We start from the raw sequence: 14,407 nt of genomic DNA, 5'->3' as shown, positions 1-14,407 counted from the left end.
CGCCTTCAAGCGTTGATGGTTGGCGAAAGCCTAAGCGACATCCGATCTCCCCCCTTGCGGGGGAGATGTCCGGCAGGACAGAGGGGGGTGGGAAGGATCGCGGCCTCTCGTCATTTACGACTGGTGGTTCTGCCGCATGACCACCTTCACCCCGACCACATCAGCGGAAACCGTCTCCACCGTCGCTTGGGCAGCGGCGGAAGACTCGCCGCTCGAAATCCTCGGCCACGGCTCCAAGCGCGGCATCGGCCGGCCGCAGCAGAGCGAGCATACGCTCGATCTTTCCAAACTCTCCGGCGTCATGCTTTACGAGCCGGCCGAACTGGTGCTGTCGGGAAAAGCCGGCACGCCGTTGGCCGAAATCGAAAGCCTGCTTGCCGAAAACGGCCAGCAACTTGCCTTCGAACCGATGGATTACGGCCCGCTGCTCGGCGGTGAGCCAGCGCGAGGCACGATCGGCGGCGCACTCGCCGCGAACCTTTCCGGCCCGCGCCGGCTGAAGGCCGGTGCTGCGCGCGACCACATTCTCGGCATATCTGCCGTTTCCGGGCGCGGCGAGGCCTTCAAGTCGGGCGGCCGCGTCGTCAAGAACGTCACCGGCTACGATCTGTCCAAGCTGATGGCCAACAGCTGGGGCACGCTGGCGGTGCTCACGGACGTCACCTTCAAGGTGCTGCCTGCTGCCGAGACCGAAGTCACGCTTGCCATCCGCGGCCTGCTCGACGATCACGCCGCCGCCGCCATGGCGCTGGCGCTGGGTTCCAGCGCCGAAGTGTCGAGTGCTGCCCATCTTCCCGAACGGGTCGCAGCCAGGGTCGCCGGCGGCAGTCTCGGCAGCGATGCCGCGACGCTGCTGCGCATCGAGGGCTTCGGCCCGTCGGTCGCTTACCGCATTGCCGCGCTGAAAGACCTGCTGAAAAACGCTGGGCCGCTGCAGGAGATTTCCGGTTCGGTCTCGTACTCGGTCTGGCGCGGTGTCCGCGACTGCGCGCCGTTCGCCGATGGCAGCGAAAGGCCGGTGTGGCGCGTCTCGATGGCGCCGTCGCGGGGCCACCAGATGGTGCTGGCGCTGCGCATGCAGGCCCCGGTCGATGCCTTCTATGATTGGCAGGGCGGGCTGATCTGGCTCCGCATGCAGCAGGACGATCCCGAGGCTGGCCTGTTGCGCGGCCTGATCAGAAGACATGGCGGCGGCCATGCGACGCTGGTGCGCGCAACCCCTTCGCACCGCGCCGCCGTACCGGTGTTCGAACCGCAAGCGCCGCAACTGGCAGCACTGTCGGCGCGGCTGAAGGCCGGATTCGACCCGAAGAATATCCTCAATCCCGGCCGTATGGCGCCGGGCGCAAGCTCTGCTACTCTCGCGCCGGCAACCGAGGGAGGAGCACAATGAGCGATCCAGGCCAAAACGGTACGTCACGCCAGACCGACCGCTGGCTGGAGCCCGGCCCGACCAACGCGCTGGTCATCTACATCCTCTATCTCGCCGGCCTGGCCATCGGCGTCAGCGGCATTGTCGGCATCGTCCTGGCCTATATCAATCGCGGCAAGGCCGGCGGCTTCGTCGAAGGCCACTACACATTCCTGATCCGCACCTTCTGGATCGGCCTGCTCTATGCACTGATCTCGGCGCTGCTGATGATCGTGGTCATCGGTGTCGTGCTGATTTTCGCCGTTGCCGTCTGGTTCATCGCCCGCTGCATTCTCGGCCTGCAGGCGCTGCAGCGCGGCGAAGCGGTCAAGAACCCCGAAAGCTGGTTTCTAGGATTATGAGCGTGATCCCCAAAAGTGGGTACCGGTTTTGGGAAAAGATCATGCTCAAACGGTAAGGATTTGTTTACGTGCAGACCAATTTCTCAGCTGCCCAGCTCGCCGATCCGCATGTCGCGGAATCGGAGAAGATCCTGCGCAAATGCGTACATTGCGGCTTCTGCACCGCCACCTGCCCGACCTATGTGACGCTCGGCAACGAGCTGGATTCGCCGCGCGGCCGGATTTACCTGATCAAGGACATGCTGGAAAATGGCCGGCCGGCCGACAAGGAGATCGTCACCCATATCGACCGCTGCCTGTCCTGCCTCGCCTGCATGACCACCTGTCCGTCGGGCGTCAACTACATGCATCTGGTCGACCACGCCCGCGCCCACATCGAGGAGACCTACAAGCGTCCCCTGGCCGATCGTCTGACCCGCGCCATGCTGGCCTTCGTGCTGCCCTATCCCTCGCGTTTCCGCGCGGCGCTCAAGCTGGCGAAGCTCGGCCAGCCATTCGCCGGCCTGTTTGAGAAAATCCAGGCCTTGAGGCCTCTGGGCGCTATGCTCAAGCTCGCACCCGCGTCGGTCCCGGCAGTCTCGCCGATGGCCTCGCCGGGCGTCCATGCCGGGCAGGGCGCGAAGAAAAATGGCCGCGTCGCCATCCTCACCGGCTGCGCGCAATCCGTGCTCGATCCCGGCATCAACGACACGACGATTTCGCTGCTGACCCGGCTTGGCGTTGAGGTCGTGGTGCCCGAGGGCGAGGGCTGCTGCGGCGCGCTGGTGCATCACATGGGCCGCGAGGCGGCTGCCCTGGCGTCGGCCAGGCAGAATGTCGACGCCTGGACGCGCGCCATCGAGCAAGGCGGGCTCGATGCCATCGTCATCACCGCGTCAGGCTGTGGCACCACGATCAAGGATTATGGCTTCATGATGCGCCTCGATCCGGCCTATGCCGGCAAGGCGGCGCGCGTCTCGGCGCTGGCCAAGGACATCACCGAATACCTCGTGAGCCTCGACCTGCCCGAGCCGGTGCGCAAGCCGGGCACCGTCGTCGCCTATCACTCCGCCTGCTCGATGCAGCACGGCCAGAAGATCACCCGCCAGCCGAAGGAGCTTCTGGCCAAAGCCGGGTTCGTCGTGCGCGAGCCGCGCGAAGGGCATCTCTGCTGCGGTTCGGCCGGCACCTACAACATCCTGCAGCCCGGGATTTCGGCGACGCTGCGCGACCGCAAGGTCAGGAATATCGAGGCGACCGGCGCTGAAATCGTCGCCACCGGCAATATCGGCTGCATCACCCAGATCGCCTCTGCCGCGAAGCTGCCGGTGGTCCATACGATAAAGCTGCTCGACTGGGCCTATGGCGGGCCGAAGCCCGAAGGCGTTCGCGAAGAGAGGGCGGCTATCGCGGCCCAGTGATCCGCCAGTCGTCTACTCGGCCGCCAGTCTGTCCGCCGTGCCGTAGGTTGCCTGGTAGCGCGCGCGCTGGCGGCTGAGCGCCACCATGGTGTTGCGCAGCAGGATCGCCACGGTGATCGGGCCGACGCCGCCAGGCACCGGCGTGATCCACGACGCGACATGCCTAACGCTCTCGGCATCGACGTCGCCGACGATGCGGCTCTCGCCGTCTGGCCCGATCTCCGAATTGATGCCGATATCGATGACGGCCGCACCCGGCTTGACCATATCGGCCTTGATCAGCCGCGGCTTGCCCACGGCGACGAACAGCGCGTCGGCGCGGCGTGCGTGTGCCGCCACCGAGCGCGTCATGTGATGGCAGACCGTCACCGTCGCGCCTTCGCTCATCAAAAGGAAAGCGATCGGCTTGCCGACGATCTCGGAATGGCCGACGACCACCACTTCGAGCCCCTTCAGGTCGAGGCCGGTTTCCTTGAGCAGTTCGACCGAGGCAGCCGCCGTGCAGGGCGCCAGATCGAGCTGGTTGTAGACGATGTTGCCGATCGAGGCCGGATGCATGCCTTCGACGTCCTTGAGCGGATGCACCGCCGCCTGCAGCGTCTTGATCGGGATGTGCACCGGCACCGGTCGCTGGATGATGATGCCGGTGACGCGCGGGTCGGCGTTGAGGCCGTGGATCGCCGCTTCGAGTTCGCCGGCAGTGATGTCGGCGCGAAAGCGCCTTTCCTCGAAGCCGATGCCGGCAAGCCCCGCCTTGGCGCGCTGGTTGCGGACATAGACGTCGACCGCCGCCGTGTCGCCGACGGTGATCGACACCAGCTTGGGCGGAAAGCCTTCGGCGGTGGCGATCGCCGCGTCCTCGCGCACGCCGGCGATGATGCGTTGGGCAACCGGGCCGCCTCGGAGATAGCGGCTGTCGTCGGAGAGGGTCATCGAGATAGGGCCTTTGTCTGGAACTTAGCCGCCACATAGCAAAGCAACCGCGAACAGGCAGTGCGAAAAACGAACCGCCATGCCCGTCGCGCGACGTGCCGGCGAAATCTTCCCGTCAATTCTTGCTGGCGTTGGCGGAAACAAAAAGGGCAGCACGGCTTGCCGCGCTGCCCTTTCGTGACTGGCCGCATCCCCACACGGCCCGTCCCCCGTTATTCAATACTCCCGAGGCTTCTGAGCAGAATCATCGGTGAGGTCAACCGCAGATTACATCACTACAACCGTCGTGCCAACATTGACCCGCTCGTAAAGGTCGACCACGTCCTCGTTGCGCATGCGGATGCAGCCCGACGACACCGCGCCGCCGATCGTCCAGGGCTGATTGGTGCCGTGGATACGGTACTCGGTCGAGCCGAGATAGAGCGCGCGTGCGCCGAGCGGGTTTTCCATGCCGCCGGCGAGATAGGTCGGCAGATAACGGCCCTTGGCGGCCTCGCGGGCGATCATCACCGCCGGCGGCCGCCAGTCCGGCCAGACGCGCTTGTTGGTGATCTTGTGGGTGCCGGACCATTCGAAGCCCGGCTTGCCGGTGCCGACGCCATAACGCCGCGCCTTGCCGTTCTTCTCGACCAGATAGAGGAAATTCTCTCGCGTATCGATGACGATCGTGCCCGGCTTCTGCGGGCCGTCATAGGCGACTTCCTGCGGCAGATAGATCGGGTCGATCTGCGGCCGCATGATCATGCGCTTGGCCGGTGCCTGCACCGCTGCGGTGCGCAGCTGATCGGGTTCGGCCTGGCGCCGATAGCGCCGTTGCGGCTGCGCCTCTTGCCGGCTCTGCCGCACGGTGCCCGGGGCATGGCCGAGCTGCAGCACCCAGGGCGCCGAAAGGTCGGGACTGACCACCACCGGCGGCCTCTCGGCATAGCGGTCGTTGGCATTGGCGGCACCGGCGGCAAGCACGGCGGCGGCGCCGAACAGTGGGAACAAGAATGTCTTCATCGCAACGCACCTTGATCGTCGAACATGCCGGGGTGCAAAGCCTCCCCGATTTCGCCGACAATGAGCGCGAAGCGGCCACCGAAACATGAATCGGAATGCGTAAAATGCCGATCTGTCAGTAAAGCTTTTGGTGTGGTTACCGCCCGGTTCAGGAATCTGGTAAAGCCACGGTAAAGGCCGCGTCAAAACGCGTTAACGCCAGGACAAGAACGGAATTCCGCCATGGACGAAAAGACAGGTCTGCTTGCCGGTCCCGACGGCGTCGCCCGCTGCTTCTGGCACGGCAACCTGCCGGATTATCTGCACTACCACGACCACGAATGGGGCCGGCCGGTCGCCGACGACCGCCGGCTGTTCGAGAAGATCTGCCTCGAGGGTTTCCAGTCGGGCCTGTCCTGGCTGACCATATTGCGCAAGCGCGACAATTTTCGCGAGGCCTTCGCCGGCTTCGATGTCGACAAGATCGCCGCCTTCACCGACGCCGATGTCGAGCGCCTGCTCGGCAATGCCGGCATCATCCGCCATCGCGGCAAGATCGTGTCGACCATCAACAACGCCAAACGCGCCCGCGAGCTCATCGACGAGGCCGGCTCGCTGGCGGCATGGTTCTGGAAGTTCGAGCCAGGACCGGACGAGCGGCCCGAGATCGTCGATCTCGCCCATCTGCGCGCCAACCCGACGACGGCCGTCTCGGTCCGCATTTCGAAAGAACTGAAGAAGCGCGGCTGGAGCTTTGTCGGCCCGACCACCGTCTACGCCTTCATGCAGGCGATGGGGCTGGTCAACGACCATCTCGAGGGCTGCGTCTGCCGCGAGCCGGTCGAGGCGGAGCGGAAAGCCTTCAAGCGGCCGAAATAGCGGCTCAGGCGCCGCCGGCGCCGGCGAGGAAAAACCCGGCGAGGATGGCCGCCAGCGCGGCGAACACCGGATAGATCACCAGCAGGCCGGTCATCAGAACGTCGCGCATGGTCGGCCCGTTGCGCTGTTGCGCCGCGATCTCGAACGGTCCCGCGATTTGCTTCGTCGCCTTCGGCGCATGGCCATCGGCCGGCCGCAACCGGACCGAAGCGTCGCGTGCGCCGCTATCGATGATGTCGAACTTCTGTAGCGTGGCCATGGCCCGAACCCGTTGTTTCGGCGCGCTTATCGGCCCGGATTGTGTCGGCACGATGCCGCGCGCATGGCGTAATTGTTTCAGCTTCTTTTTCTTGCCTTCTCCCACAAGGGGGAAGGAGAAGCGCAAACCCTTGCCGCTCCCGGCTGCATCGGTTAGGACACCGGCGCCGTGGAAATCGGTTATTTAACCGATCCCCGAAGCGCCACGAAACACCGAGTACCCATCCCATGGCCGACAAATCCGAAAAGATGAAAGCGCGGCTGCCGCGCGGCTTTGTCGACCGCGGCGCCGACGACCTGCGCGCTGTCGAGAAGATGATGGCGACGATCCGCTCGGTCTTCGAGCTCTACGGTTTCGAGCCGGTCGACCAGCCGCTCATCGAATACACCGATGCGCTTGGAAAGTTCCTGCCCGACCAGGACCGGCCGAACGAGGGCGTGTTCTCGTTCCAGGACGACGACGACCAGTGGCTGTCGCTGCGCTACGACCTGACCGCGCCGATGGCGCGCTTCGTCGCCGAGAATTACGAGCGTCTGCCGAAACCCTATCGCAGCTATCGCTCCGGCTGGGTGTTTCGCAACGAGAAGCCCGGGCCCGGCCGCTTCCGCCAGTTCATGCAGTTCGATGCCGACAGGGTCGGCACGCCGGGCGTCGCCGCCGACGCCGAGATGGCGATGATGATGGCCGACGTGATGGAGGCGCTCGGCATCAAGCGCGGCGATTACGTCATCCGCGTCAACGACCGAAAAGTGCTCGACGGCGTGCTGGAGGCCATCGGCCTCGGCGGCGACGAGAATGCGGGCCGCCGGCTGACCGTGCTGCGGGCCATCGACAAGCTGGACAAGCTTGGCGTCGCGGGCGTGCGCCTGCTTTTGGGCGCCGGGCGCAAGGACGAGAGCGGTGATTTCACCAAAGGCGCCGGGCTGGACAATGCGCAAATCGACGTTGTCATCAGCTATTTCACAGTCATGGCGCAGCATGATCCCGAAAAAATTATCCAGACACTGGGATCCATCAACCCCGGTGTCAGCAATCTTATCGAGGAAAGGAAACTCGAACATCTGGGCATCACGAACGCCTCGTTTGTTGAGGGTCTTGCAGAGTTGGAGCAGATAAGAACCATGGTCGCACAAAGCGGCTACGGTGAGGATCGCATCCGCATCGACCCCTCCGTCGTGCGTGGCCTCGAATATTACACCGGCCCGGTCTACGAGGCCGAGCTGCTGGCCGAGATCCCCAATGAGGACGGCCAGATCGTGCGCTTCGGTTCGGTTGGCGGCGGCGGCCGTTATGACGGTCTCGTCTCGCGCTTTCGCGGCGAGCCGGTGCCGGCGACAGGTTTTTCCATCGGCGTCTCACGGCTGATGACGGCGCTGAAGAACCTGGGCAAGCTCGATATTTCCGATGTCATCGCGCCGGTCGTCGTGCTCACCATGGACAAGGATACGGAAAGCCTCGGCCGCTACCAGAAGATGGTGGCCGAGCTGCGCGCCGCCGGCATCCGCTCGGAAATGTATCTCGGCGGCGCCGGCATGAAGGCGCAGCTGAAATACGCCGACCGCCGCGGCAGCCCCGTCGCTGTCATCCAGGGCGGCGACGAGCGCGCCAAGGGCGAGGTGCAGATCAAGGACCTGATCGAGGGCGCACGGATGTCGGCCGAGATCGCCGATAACGCCGAATGGCGCGCCGCACGGCCGGCGCAGGTGACGGTGGCGGAGAGTGAGCTGGTTGCCGAAGTGAAGAAGATACTTGCGGCGCAGGCGGCTGACCGCGCGAAGGGTGGCGCGTGAACACCCCCCTCTGGCCTGCCGGCCATCTCCCCCGCAAGGGGGGAGATTGGATGTCGCGCCTGCTTTCGCCAATCTCCGGCGTTGGAGAAAAGGTGCCGGGGCCCAAGCTGCCGATCTCCCCCCTTGCGGGGGAGATGTCCGGCAGGACAGAGGGGGGTGCCTCGCGCCCAACCGATCAATGACCTCCCGCTACCCCGCCATCGCATCCGACATCGCGACGCTCTTCGCCGCGCGCAACACCCATGCGGTCGAAGTCGCCGTGCTGCAGCCGGCCGACCCGTTCCTCGACATGGCCGGCGAGGATTTGCGCCGCCGCATCTTTCTCACCGAAAGCGAGACCGGGCAGACGCTTTGCCTGCGGCCGGAATTCACGATTCCGGTCTGCCTCGACCACATTGCCAGCCAGGCCGGCACGCCGCGCCGCTATTCCTATCTCGGCGAGGTGTTTCGCCAGCGCCGCGAGGGCGGCAACGAATTCTTCCAGGCCGGTATCGAGGACCTCGGCGACCGCGACACGGCCGCCGCCGACGCCCGCTCGCTGGCCGATGCGCATGCGCTGCTCTCGTTGGTGCTGCCCGGCCGCGAGCTGGTGGTCACGCTCGGCGACCAGACCATTTTCGAGGCGGTGCTGGCAGCGCTTGGCCTGCCGCGCGGCTGGCGCATGCGGCTGGCGCGCGCCTTCGGCTCGGCGGCGATGCTGGAGGCAGCCCTTGCCGACCTCGCCAATCCGCCGCGCAACAGCCAGCTCGCCGGCGCGGTCGCCGCCCTTGTCCTTGATGGCGATCTGGACGCTCTTTCGGCGCATATCGCCGGCGGCATGGAAGAGGCCGGCCTGTCGGCAACGGCCGGGCGTTCGCCCTCCGAAATCGCGCGGCGCCTGGTCGAGAAGGCCGAATTGCGCAGCGTGCGGCTGTCGAACGAGGCATTTGCGGCGCTGAAGGGGTTTCTGGCTATCGACGTGCCGCTCGACAGCGCCGCCGGGGCGCTCGAAAGCTTTGCCGCCGATGCCGGCCTTTCGCTGGGCGTCGCGCTGGACAATTTTGCCGCCCGCGCGGCGGCGATCGCAAGCCTTGGCCTGCCCATGTCTGAAATCCGCTACGACGCTGCCTTCGGCCGCCCGCTCGATTACTACACCGGCCTGGTCTTCGAGATCGCGGCGCAGGATGGCGACCGGCCGCTCGCCGGTGGTGGCCGCTACGACCGGCTGCTGACGCTGCTCGGCGCAAAAACGCCGATCCCCGGCGTCGGTTTTTCCGTCTGGCTCGACCGCATCGAGGCGCTGCGGGAGAAGGCGCCATGATCACGCTGGCGCTGCCGTCGAAGGGCCGGCTCAAGGAGCAGGCGCTGGAGGTGCTGGCCAAGGCCGGGCTTGCCGTCAGCCTGCCCGGCGATGAGCGCAAATACCGCGCCCGTATCGATGGCATGGACGGCGTCGAAATAGCGTTCCTGTCGGCCTCCGAGATCGCGGGCGAAATCGGCCAGGGCTCGGTCGATCTCGGCATCACCGGCGAGGATCTGCTGCGCGAAAACCTTGCCGCTTGCGAGGCGCGCGCCGAAATCATCGCCCGCCTCGGTTTCGGCAATGCCGATGTCGTCGTCGCCGTGCCCGACATCTGGCTCGATGTCGACACGATGGCCGATCTCGACGACGTCGCCGCCGAGTTCCGCCAGCGCCATGGCCGGCGGCTCAGGATCGCCACCAAATACTGGCGCCTGACCCAGCAGTTCTTTTCGCAAAAGCACGGCATCCAGGTCTATCGCATCGTCGAAAGCCTGGGCGCCACCGAAGGCGCGCCGGCGGCCGGATTGGCCGATATCGTCGTCGACATCACCACGTCAGGCTCGACACTGCGCGCCAACCATCTCAAAGTGCTGGCCGATGGCGTGATCCTGCGCTCGCAGGCCTGTCTCGTGGCGTCGAGGAAGGCGCGCGCGGCGGCGGACGAGGCGATCTTGCGCGATATTGCGGCCAGGATGGCGTTGGTGAACTCGGGTTGACGATTGCGGAGCAGGCGCCGTCGGCCAAGATGCCAATCTCCCTCCTTGCGGGGGAGATGGCCGGCAGGCCAGAGGGGGGTGCTGTCCCGCCGACCTGTCAGCCAATCGGAGCCTCATCCGTTCCCGGTTGGGGGTGCTGAAGTCGAACTTGGCGATCCTTCACACCCCCCTCTGCCCTGCCGGGCATCTCCCCCGCAAGGGGGGAGATCGGATATCGCCTCGGCTTTCGCCAAGCCGCTGACGCCAAGCCGAAGCGATTTCCCTAAAGCACAGCAATTTTGTTCTTGCTTTGTGCCGGCAGCTATGCTACTAATCTCGCTATGGTGCCAATTGGCCCAGAAGACCCGCCCGCCGAGGCGGGTTTTTTGTTTTCGGCCCTGACAGGCGAGTTCCAGCGCAAGCCCCACCATCGACGGGATTTCCACCACCCCGCGGGGCTGATAGGCTCGGCTGGTCTGCGGAGGACACGGCGATGCCGATCAATCTCGACGAGTTGAAGAATGCCACCAGCCTGCGCGGCAAGCGCGATGGCGGCTCGTTCATTGCGCCGGTCGACGGCACGGCGCATGTCTCGGGCGAGCGCAGCGTGCCGCTGCTCAACCTGACGATCCCGGCGCTGTTTGCCGATACGGTCAGCAAATACGGCACGCTCGATGCCGCTGTCTTCGTCGAGCAGGACAAGCGCTTTACCTGGGAAGAGCTGTCGGAGACCGTCGATGCGCTCGCCGCCGGCTTCCTGGCGCTCGGCCTCGAGAAAGGCGATCGCGTCGGCATCTGGTCGCCGAACCGCTGGGAATGGCTGGTGACGCAATTCGCCACCGCCCGCATCGGCCTGATCCTGGTCAACATCAACCCGGCCTACCGGCTGGTCGAACTGGAATATGCCTTGAACAAGGTCGCTTGCCGAGCGCTCGTCACCGCCGCCAAGTTCAGGAGTTCCGACTATCTCGGCATGATCGAGACGCTGGCGCCGGAGATCGCCACGGCCACCCCCGGCAAGCTCGACGCCAGCAAGCTGCCGGCGTTGAAGATCGTCATCCGCATGGACGAGGAGAGTTCGCCGGGCATGTTCAATTTCGCCGATGTGCTGGCGATGGCCGGGCGCGACGAGCATGACCGGCTCGACCGCATTTCCGACGGGCTGAAACCGGACGACGCCATCAATATCCAGTTCACTTCTGGCACGACCGGCGCGCCGAAGGGCGCGACGCTGACCCACAACAACATCGTCAACAACGGCAATTTCGTCACCGCGGCGATCCGGCTTACCGTCGACGACCTGCTGTGCATCCCGGTGCCGCTCTACCACTGCTTCGGCATGTCGATGGGCACGATGGGCTGCGTCACCAAGGGCGCGACCATGGTTTTCCCGAGCGAGGGTTTCGATGCCGGCGCCACGCTGAAGGCGGTGGCAATGGAACGCTGCACCGCGCTTTACGGCGTGCCGACCATGTTCGTCGGCCTGCTCGACCACCCGGAGTTCGCCTCCTTCGATCTCACCAGCCTGCGTACCGGCATCATGGCCGGCTCGCCATGCCCGATCGAGGTGATGAAGAAGGTGGTGTCGCTGATGCATATGGCTGAGGTGACCATTGCCTACGGCATGACCGAGACCAGCCCGGTGTCGTTCCAGAGCAGCGTCGACGACCCCTTGGAAAAGCGCGTCTCGACCGTCGGCCGCGTCCATCCGCATGTCGAGGTCAAGGCCATCGACGCCGAAGGCGCCACCGTCGCGGTCGGCGCGCCGGGCGAGCTCTGCACGCGGGGCTATTCGGTGATGAAGGGCTATTGGGACGACGAGCAGAAGACCCGCGAGGCCATCGACGCGGAGGGCTGGATGCACACCGGCGACCTCGCCACCATCGACGCAGACGGCTATTGCAACATCGTCGGCCGGGTCAAGGACATGGTCATCCGCGGCGGCGAGAACGTCTATCCGCGCGAGGTCGAGGAATTCCTCTATCGCCACCCCAAGATCAAGGAGGTGCAGGTGTTCGGCATTCCCGACCCGAAATACGGCGAGGAGCTGTGCGCCTGGATCGTGCTGAAGCCCGGCCAGATCACCACAGAGCAAGACATCAAGGCGTTTTGCGCCGGCCAGATCGCCCATTTCAAGATCCCGCGCTACATCCGCTTCCGCACCGAATTGCCGATGACGGTGACCGGCAAGCCGCAGAAATTCCTGATGCGCCAGGCGATGATCGACGAACTGGGATTGGTGACGCAGAAGACAGCTTGAGAAGGCTTGCGTCTACGCGTGACGGAGGCGTTGTTTGGGCAACGTATTGAGGGGGTGTTCCATGCGGATTGGGTTAGGCGTGCTTTTCCTGGCAACGCAGCTGGCAGCCACCGCGGCGCTGGCGCAGACGGCGGCCGAGCGTGAGGCCTGCCAGGCAGATTACCAGAGATTGTGCAAAGGCGTGCTGCCGGGCGGTGGCCGCGTCGTCAAATGCCTGGCCGGTCACATGAGCGAGCTGACGCCCGAATGCAAGAAGGTCGTCAAGGCCAACACGCCCGGCTAGCGCGCGAGCTTGCCTGCGGGTGACATGATGTTTCGGACCAGGGGACAGGCGAGGTGTGCGGGGGCAGGAGGATTCTTGCGAAGAGGACCCCCACCCCTGACCCTCCCCACAAGGGGGAGGGGGACTTTCGGTGGCGCCGACCTTTGCAAATTGCCTGCGTTTCGTCGCCAAAAGGAAAGCAAGGGCGCGCGGCAGCGTTCCCTCCCCCTTGTGGGGAGGGTTAGGGTGGGGGTCCATTTTCGCAAGACTCCAAATGCGATTGCCTTTCCCCTTGAAGGGGTGGGGTACGCTGCGATGGAGCTCGTCATGACCTGTCATATGCGATTCCTCTGGATGGTCGCGGTGCGCAACAGTGGTTGCAAATCGCCCTTCCACGGGATTCGCGGGAAGGCAAAACGGTGACAATGAGTGGTTTCGCAAGATCGGCGGTTTCCTACGGCATGCCCTTGGCCGCGCTGGCGATGGCTGTCGCGGTCAGGGCCAGCGGGGTGTCGGTGGACGAAGGGTCGCTGGGTACCAGGATATTTATCGGCGCGCTGTCGAGCGCGATCATGTTCATCACCATTTTTGTGGTGCTCGACCACGCCGAGGCGGTGGCCCGGCGGGTAGGCGAGCCGTACGGCACGTTGGTGCTGACCATCGCCGTGACCGCAATCGAAGTGTCGATCATCGTTTCCATCATGCTGCATGGCGCGAACAACCCGACGCTTGCACGCGAATCCGTGTTCTCGACGGTGATGATCACCTCCACCGGCGTCGTCGGCATGTGCCTGACGTTTGGCGGCTGGCGCCATCGCAAGCAGGCGATCGTGCGCCAAGGCACAAGCGCCTATCTGGCGGTTCTGGTCGCGCTGAGCGTCATGACGCTCATTCTGCCGACCTACACGCGAACCACCGATCCCGGCACGTTCTCGGCAGCTCAGCTTGGCTTCGTCAGCGTGCTTTCGGTGCTGCTGTATGCCGGTTTTCTGTTCGCGCAGACTGTCCGCCACCGCGACGATTTCATCGACGCACAAGCGCACGGCGCCACAGTGCGAACCGACGCTCACGAAAGCCTCGCCGCCGGCGCTATTCTCCTGCTGATCGGGCTGATCGGCATTGTCATGCTGGCCGAGCAAGTCGCGGCAAGCGTCGAAGATGCGCTCATTGCCTATGAGGTGCCCCAGGCCGACGCCATTGTCGGGGCGATGATCGCCGGGCTCGTCTTGATGCCGGAGGCGATTTCAGCGGTCCGTGCCGCACTCAGCAACGAGCTGCAGCGCGGCCTGAACGTCGCCATGGGTTCGGCCTGCGCGACGATCGGCCTGACAATACCGGGCATAGCCGCCGCCAGCCTGCTCACCGGAAGAGGGCTGACCCTGGGGCTGCCGGCGACCGACACGGTGCTTTTGGTCCTGGCGCTTTTCATCTGCAATGTGAGCTTTAGCACGGAGAGAACGACGTTCCTGACCGGGCTGGTGCACCTTGTGGTGTTTTTTACCTGGGTGTTTTTGATATTTGTGCCGTGAGGGGTGGGAGGCGCAGATGGGCTAGACTAGTTTAGAAGCTCGAAGGCGAGGTCGCCCGAAATGCCGCCGAGCCGAGATGGGATAGCGGCGATCATGAAGGTCAGCGTGCCCTCACCTCCGGCGCCACCGCCGAAGAACGCCGCCTTGTAGATGGCGAAGCGGATCGTCCCTCTGTCGACGTGCAGCCCCGTCAATCAGGCTTGGTGCTATATTATTGCAGTGACCCTGCCCGACGCATCGAGGCGACAACTGACTTGCGCCTGCCGGACTTCGATGCCGTCTTCTCTTGCGTAGTCTATTCGCACCTCGATCGGCGCCGTGATTGCACCCCGACGTTGATGCAAGGCGCCTGCGCTTACCGCGT

14 protein-coding genes are annotated in these 14,407 nt (G+C 64.9%); 10 read left to right on the top strand and 4 right to left on the bottom strand.

Going from position 1 to position 14,407, the window contains the following annotated elements; translation table 11 throughout:
- Positions 1-136: 136 nt before the first annotated feature.
- The 3 genes from NKJ84_RS13825 to glcF all read left to right on the top strand — a co-directional run bounded on the left by NKJ84_RS13825 (position 137) and on the right by glcF (position 3,173).
- Complete coding sequence (locus NKJ84_RS13825; RefSeq protein ID WP_352506896.1) at positions 137-1,393, top strand: FAD-binding protein; 1,257 nt, start codon at positions 137-139, stop codon at positions 1,391-1,393.
- Positions 1,390-1,773 (top strand): DUF4870 family protein, encoded by a 384-nt coding sequence (locus NKJ84_RS13820; RefSeq protein ID WP_352506895.1) that lies wholly within the window; start codon positions 1,390-1,392, stop codon positions 1,771-1,773. The genes NKJ84_RS13825 and NKJ84_RS13820 overlap by 4 nt, the downstream gene beginning before the upstream one ends.
- 68 nt (positions 1,774-1,841) lie before the next feature.
- Entirely contained in the window at positions 1,842-3,173 is a 1,332-nt protein-coding gene (glcF, locus tag NKJ84_RS13815; protein ID WP_352506894.1) for a glycolate oxidase subunit GlcF, read from the top strand.
- A gap of 12 nt (positions 3,174-3,185) precedes the next feature.
- Here the strand turns inward: glcF and NKJ84_RS13810 are convergent, their stop codons facing one another.
- Complete coding sequence (locus tag NKJ84_RS13810; RefSeq protein ID WP_352506893.1) at positions 3,186-4,106, bottom strand: bifunctional 5,10-methylenetetrahydrofolate dehydrogenase/5,10-methenyltetrahydrofolate cyclohydrolase; 921 nt, start codon at positions 4,104-4,106, stop codon at positions 3,186-3,188.
- Positions 4,107-4,373: 267 nt separating this feature from the next.
- Positions 4,374-5,108, bottom strand: a complete 735-nt coding sequence (locus tag NKJ84_RS13805) for a L,D-transpeptidase (RefSeq protein ID WP_352506892.1) — start codon at positions 5,106-5,108, stop codon at positions 4,374-4,376.
- Between the two features lie 222 nt (positions 5,109-5,330).
- Here NKJ84_RS13805 and NKJ84_RS13800 point away from each other — a divergent pair, with 222 nt between their 5' ends.
- Positions 5,331-5,966, top strand: a complete 636-nt coding sequence (locus NKJ84_RS13800) for a DNA-3-methyladenine glycosylase I (RefSeq protein WP_352506891.1) — start codon at positions 5,331-5,333, stop codon at positions 5,964-5,966.
- A 4-nt stretch (positions 5,967-5,970) separates the two neighbouring features.
- Here the strand turns inward: NKJ84_RS13800 and NKJ84_RS13795 are convergent, their stop codons facing one another.
- Positions 5,971-6,225 (bottom strand): hypothetical protein, encoded by a 255-nt coding sequence (locus NKJ84_RS13795; protein ID WP_352506890.1) that lies wholly within the window; start codon positions 6,223-6,225, stop codon positions 5,971-5,973.
- Positions 6,226-6,452: 227 nt separating this feature from the next.
- On the opposite strand from NKJ84_RS13795, the gene hisS reads away from it, so the two are divergent.
- The 6 genes from hisS to NKJ84_RS13765 all read left to right on the top strand — a co-directional run bounded on the left by hisS (position 6,453) and on the right by NKJ84_RS13765 (position 14,043).
- Positions 6,453-8,015 carry a histidine--tRNA ligase gene (gene hisS, locus NKJ84_RS13790; RefSeq protein ID WP_352506889.1) on the top strand — a complete coding sequence of 521 codons (1,563 nt, stop codon included), beginning with the start codon at positions 6,453-6,455 and terminating at the stop codon, positions 8,013-8,015.
- A 178-nt stretch (positions 8,016-8,193) separates the two neighbouring features.
- Positions 8,194-9,315: an ATP phosphoribosyltransferase regulatory subunit gene (locus tag NKJ84_RS13785; protein WP_352506888.1), complete on the top strand. Its 1,122-nt coding sequence runs from the start codon at positions 8,194-8,196 to the stop codon at positions 9,313-9,315.
- A complete protein-coding gene (hisG, locus tag NKJ84_RS13780) occupies positions 9,312-10,013 on the top strand; it encodes an ATP phosphoribosyltransferase (RefSeq protein ID WP_352506887.1) in 702 nt (233 codons plus the stop codon). The genes NKJ84_RS13785 and hisG overlap by 4 nt, the downstream gene beginning before the upstream one ends.
- Before the next feature lie 472 nt (positions 10,014-10,485).
- Positions 10,486-12,252 carry an AMP-binding protein gene (locus NKJ84_RS13775; protein ID WP_352506886.1) on the top strand — a complete coding sequence of 589 codons (1,767 nt, stop codon included), beginning with the start codon at positions 10,486-10,488 and terminating at the stop codon, positions 12,250-12,252.
- 61 nt (positions 12,253-12,313) lie between these two features.
- Complete coding sequence (locus NKJ84_RS13770; RefSeq protein WP_352506885.1) at positions 12,314-12,535, top strand: cysteine rich repeat-containing protein; 222 nt, start codon at positions 12,314-12,316, stop codon at positions 12,533-12,535.
- A 404-nt stretch (positions 12,536-12,939) separates the two neighbouring features.
- Positions 12,940-14,043, top strand: coding sequence for a calcium:cation antiporter (locus NKJ84_RS13765; protein WP_352506884.1), 1,104 nt, complete (start codon positions 12,940-12,942; stop codon positions 14,041-14,043).
- A gap of 26 nt (positions 14,044-14,069) precedes the next feature.
- Here the strand turns inward: NKJ84_RS13765 and NKJ84_RS13760 are convergent, their stop codons facing one another.
- Entirely contained in the window at positions 14,070-14,237 is a 168-nt protein-coding gene (locus tag NKJ84_RS13760; protein WP_352506916.1) for a hypothetical protein, read from the bottom strand.
- Between the last annotated feature and the right edge of the window lie 170 nt (positions 14,238-14,407).

It is taken from the genome of Mesorhizobium sp. M0048 (assembly GCF_040323405.1).
Lineage (GTDB): Bacteria > Pseudomonadota > Alphaproteobacteria > Rhizobiales > Rhizobiaceae > Mesorhizobium.
Note: the sequence above shows the minus strand (reverse complement) of the source record. Positions and strands in the feature narration are given on the sequence as shown.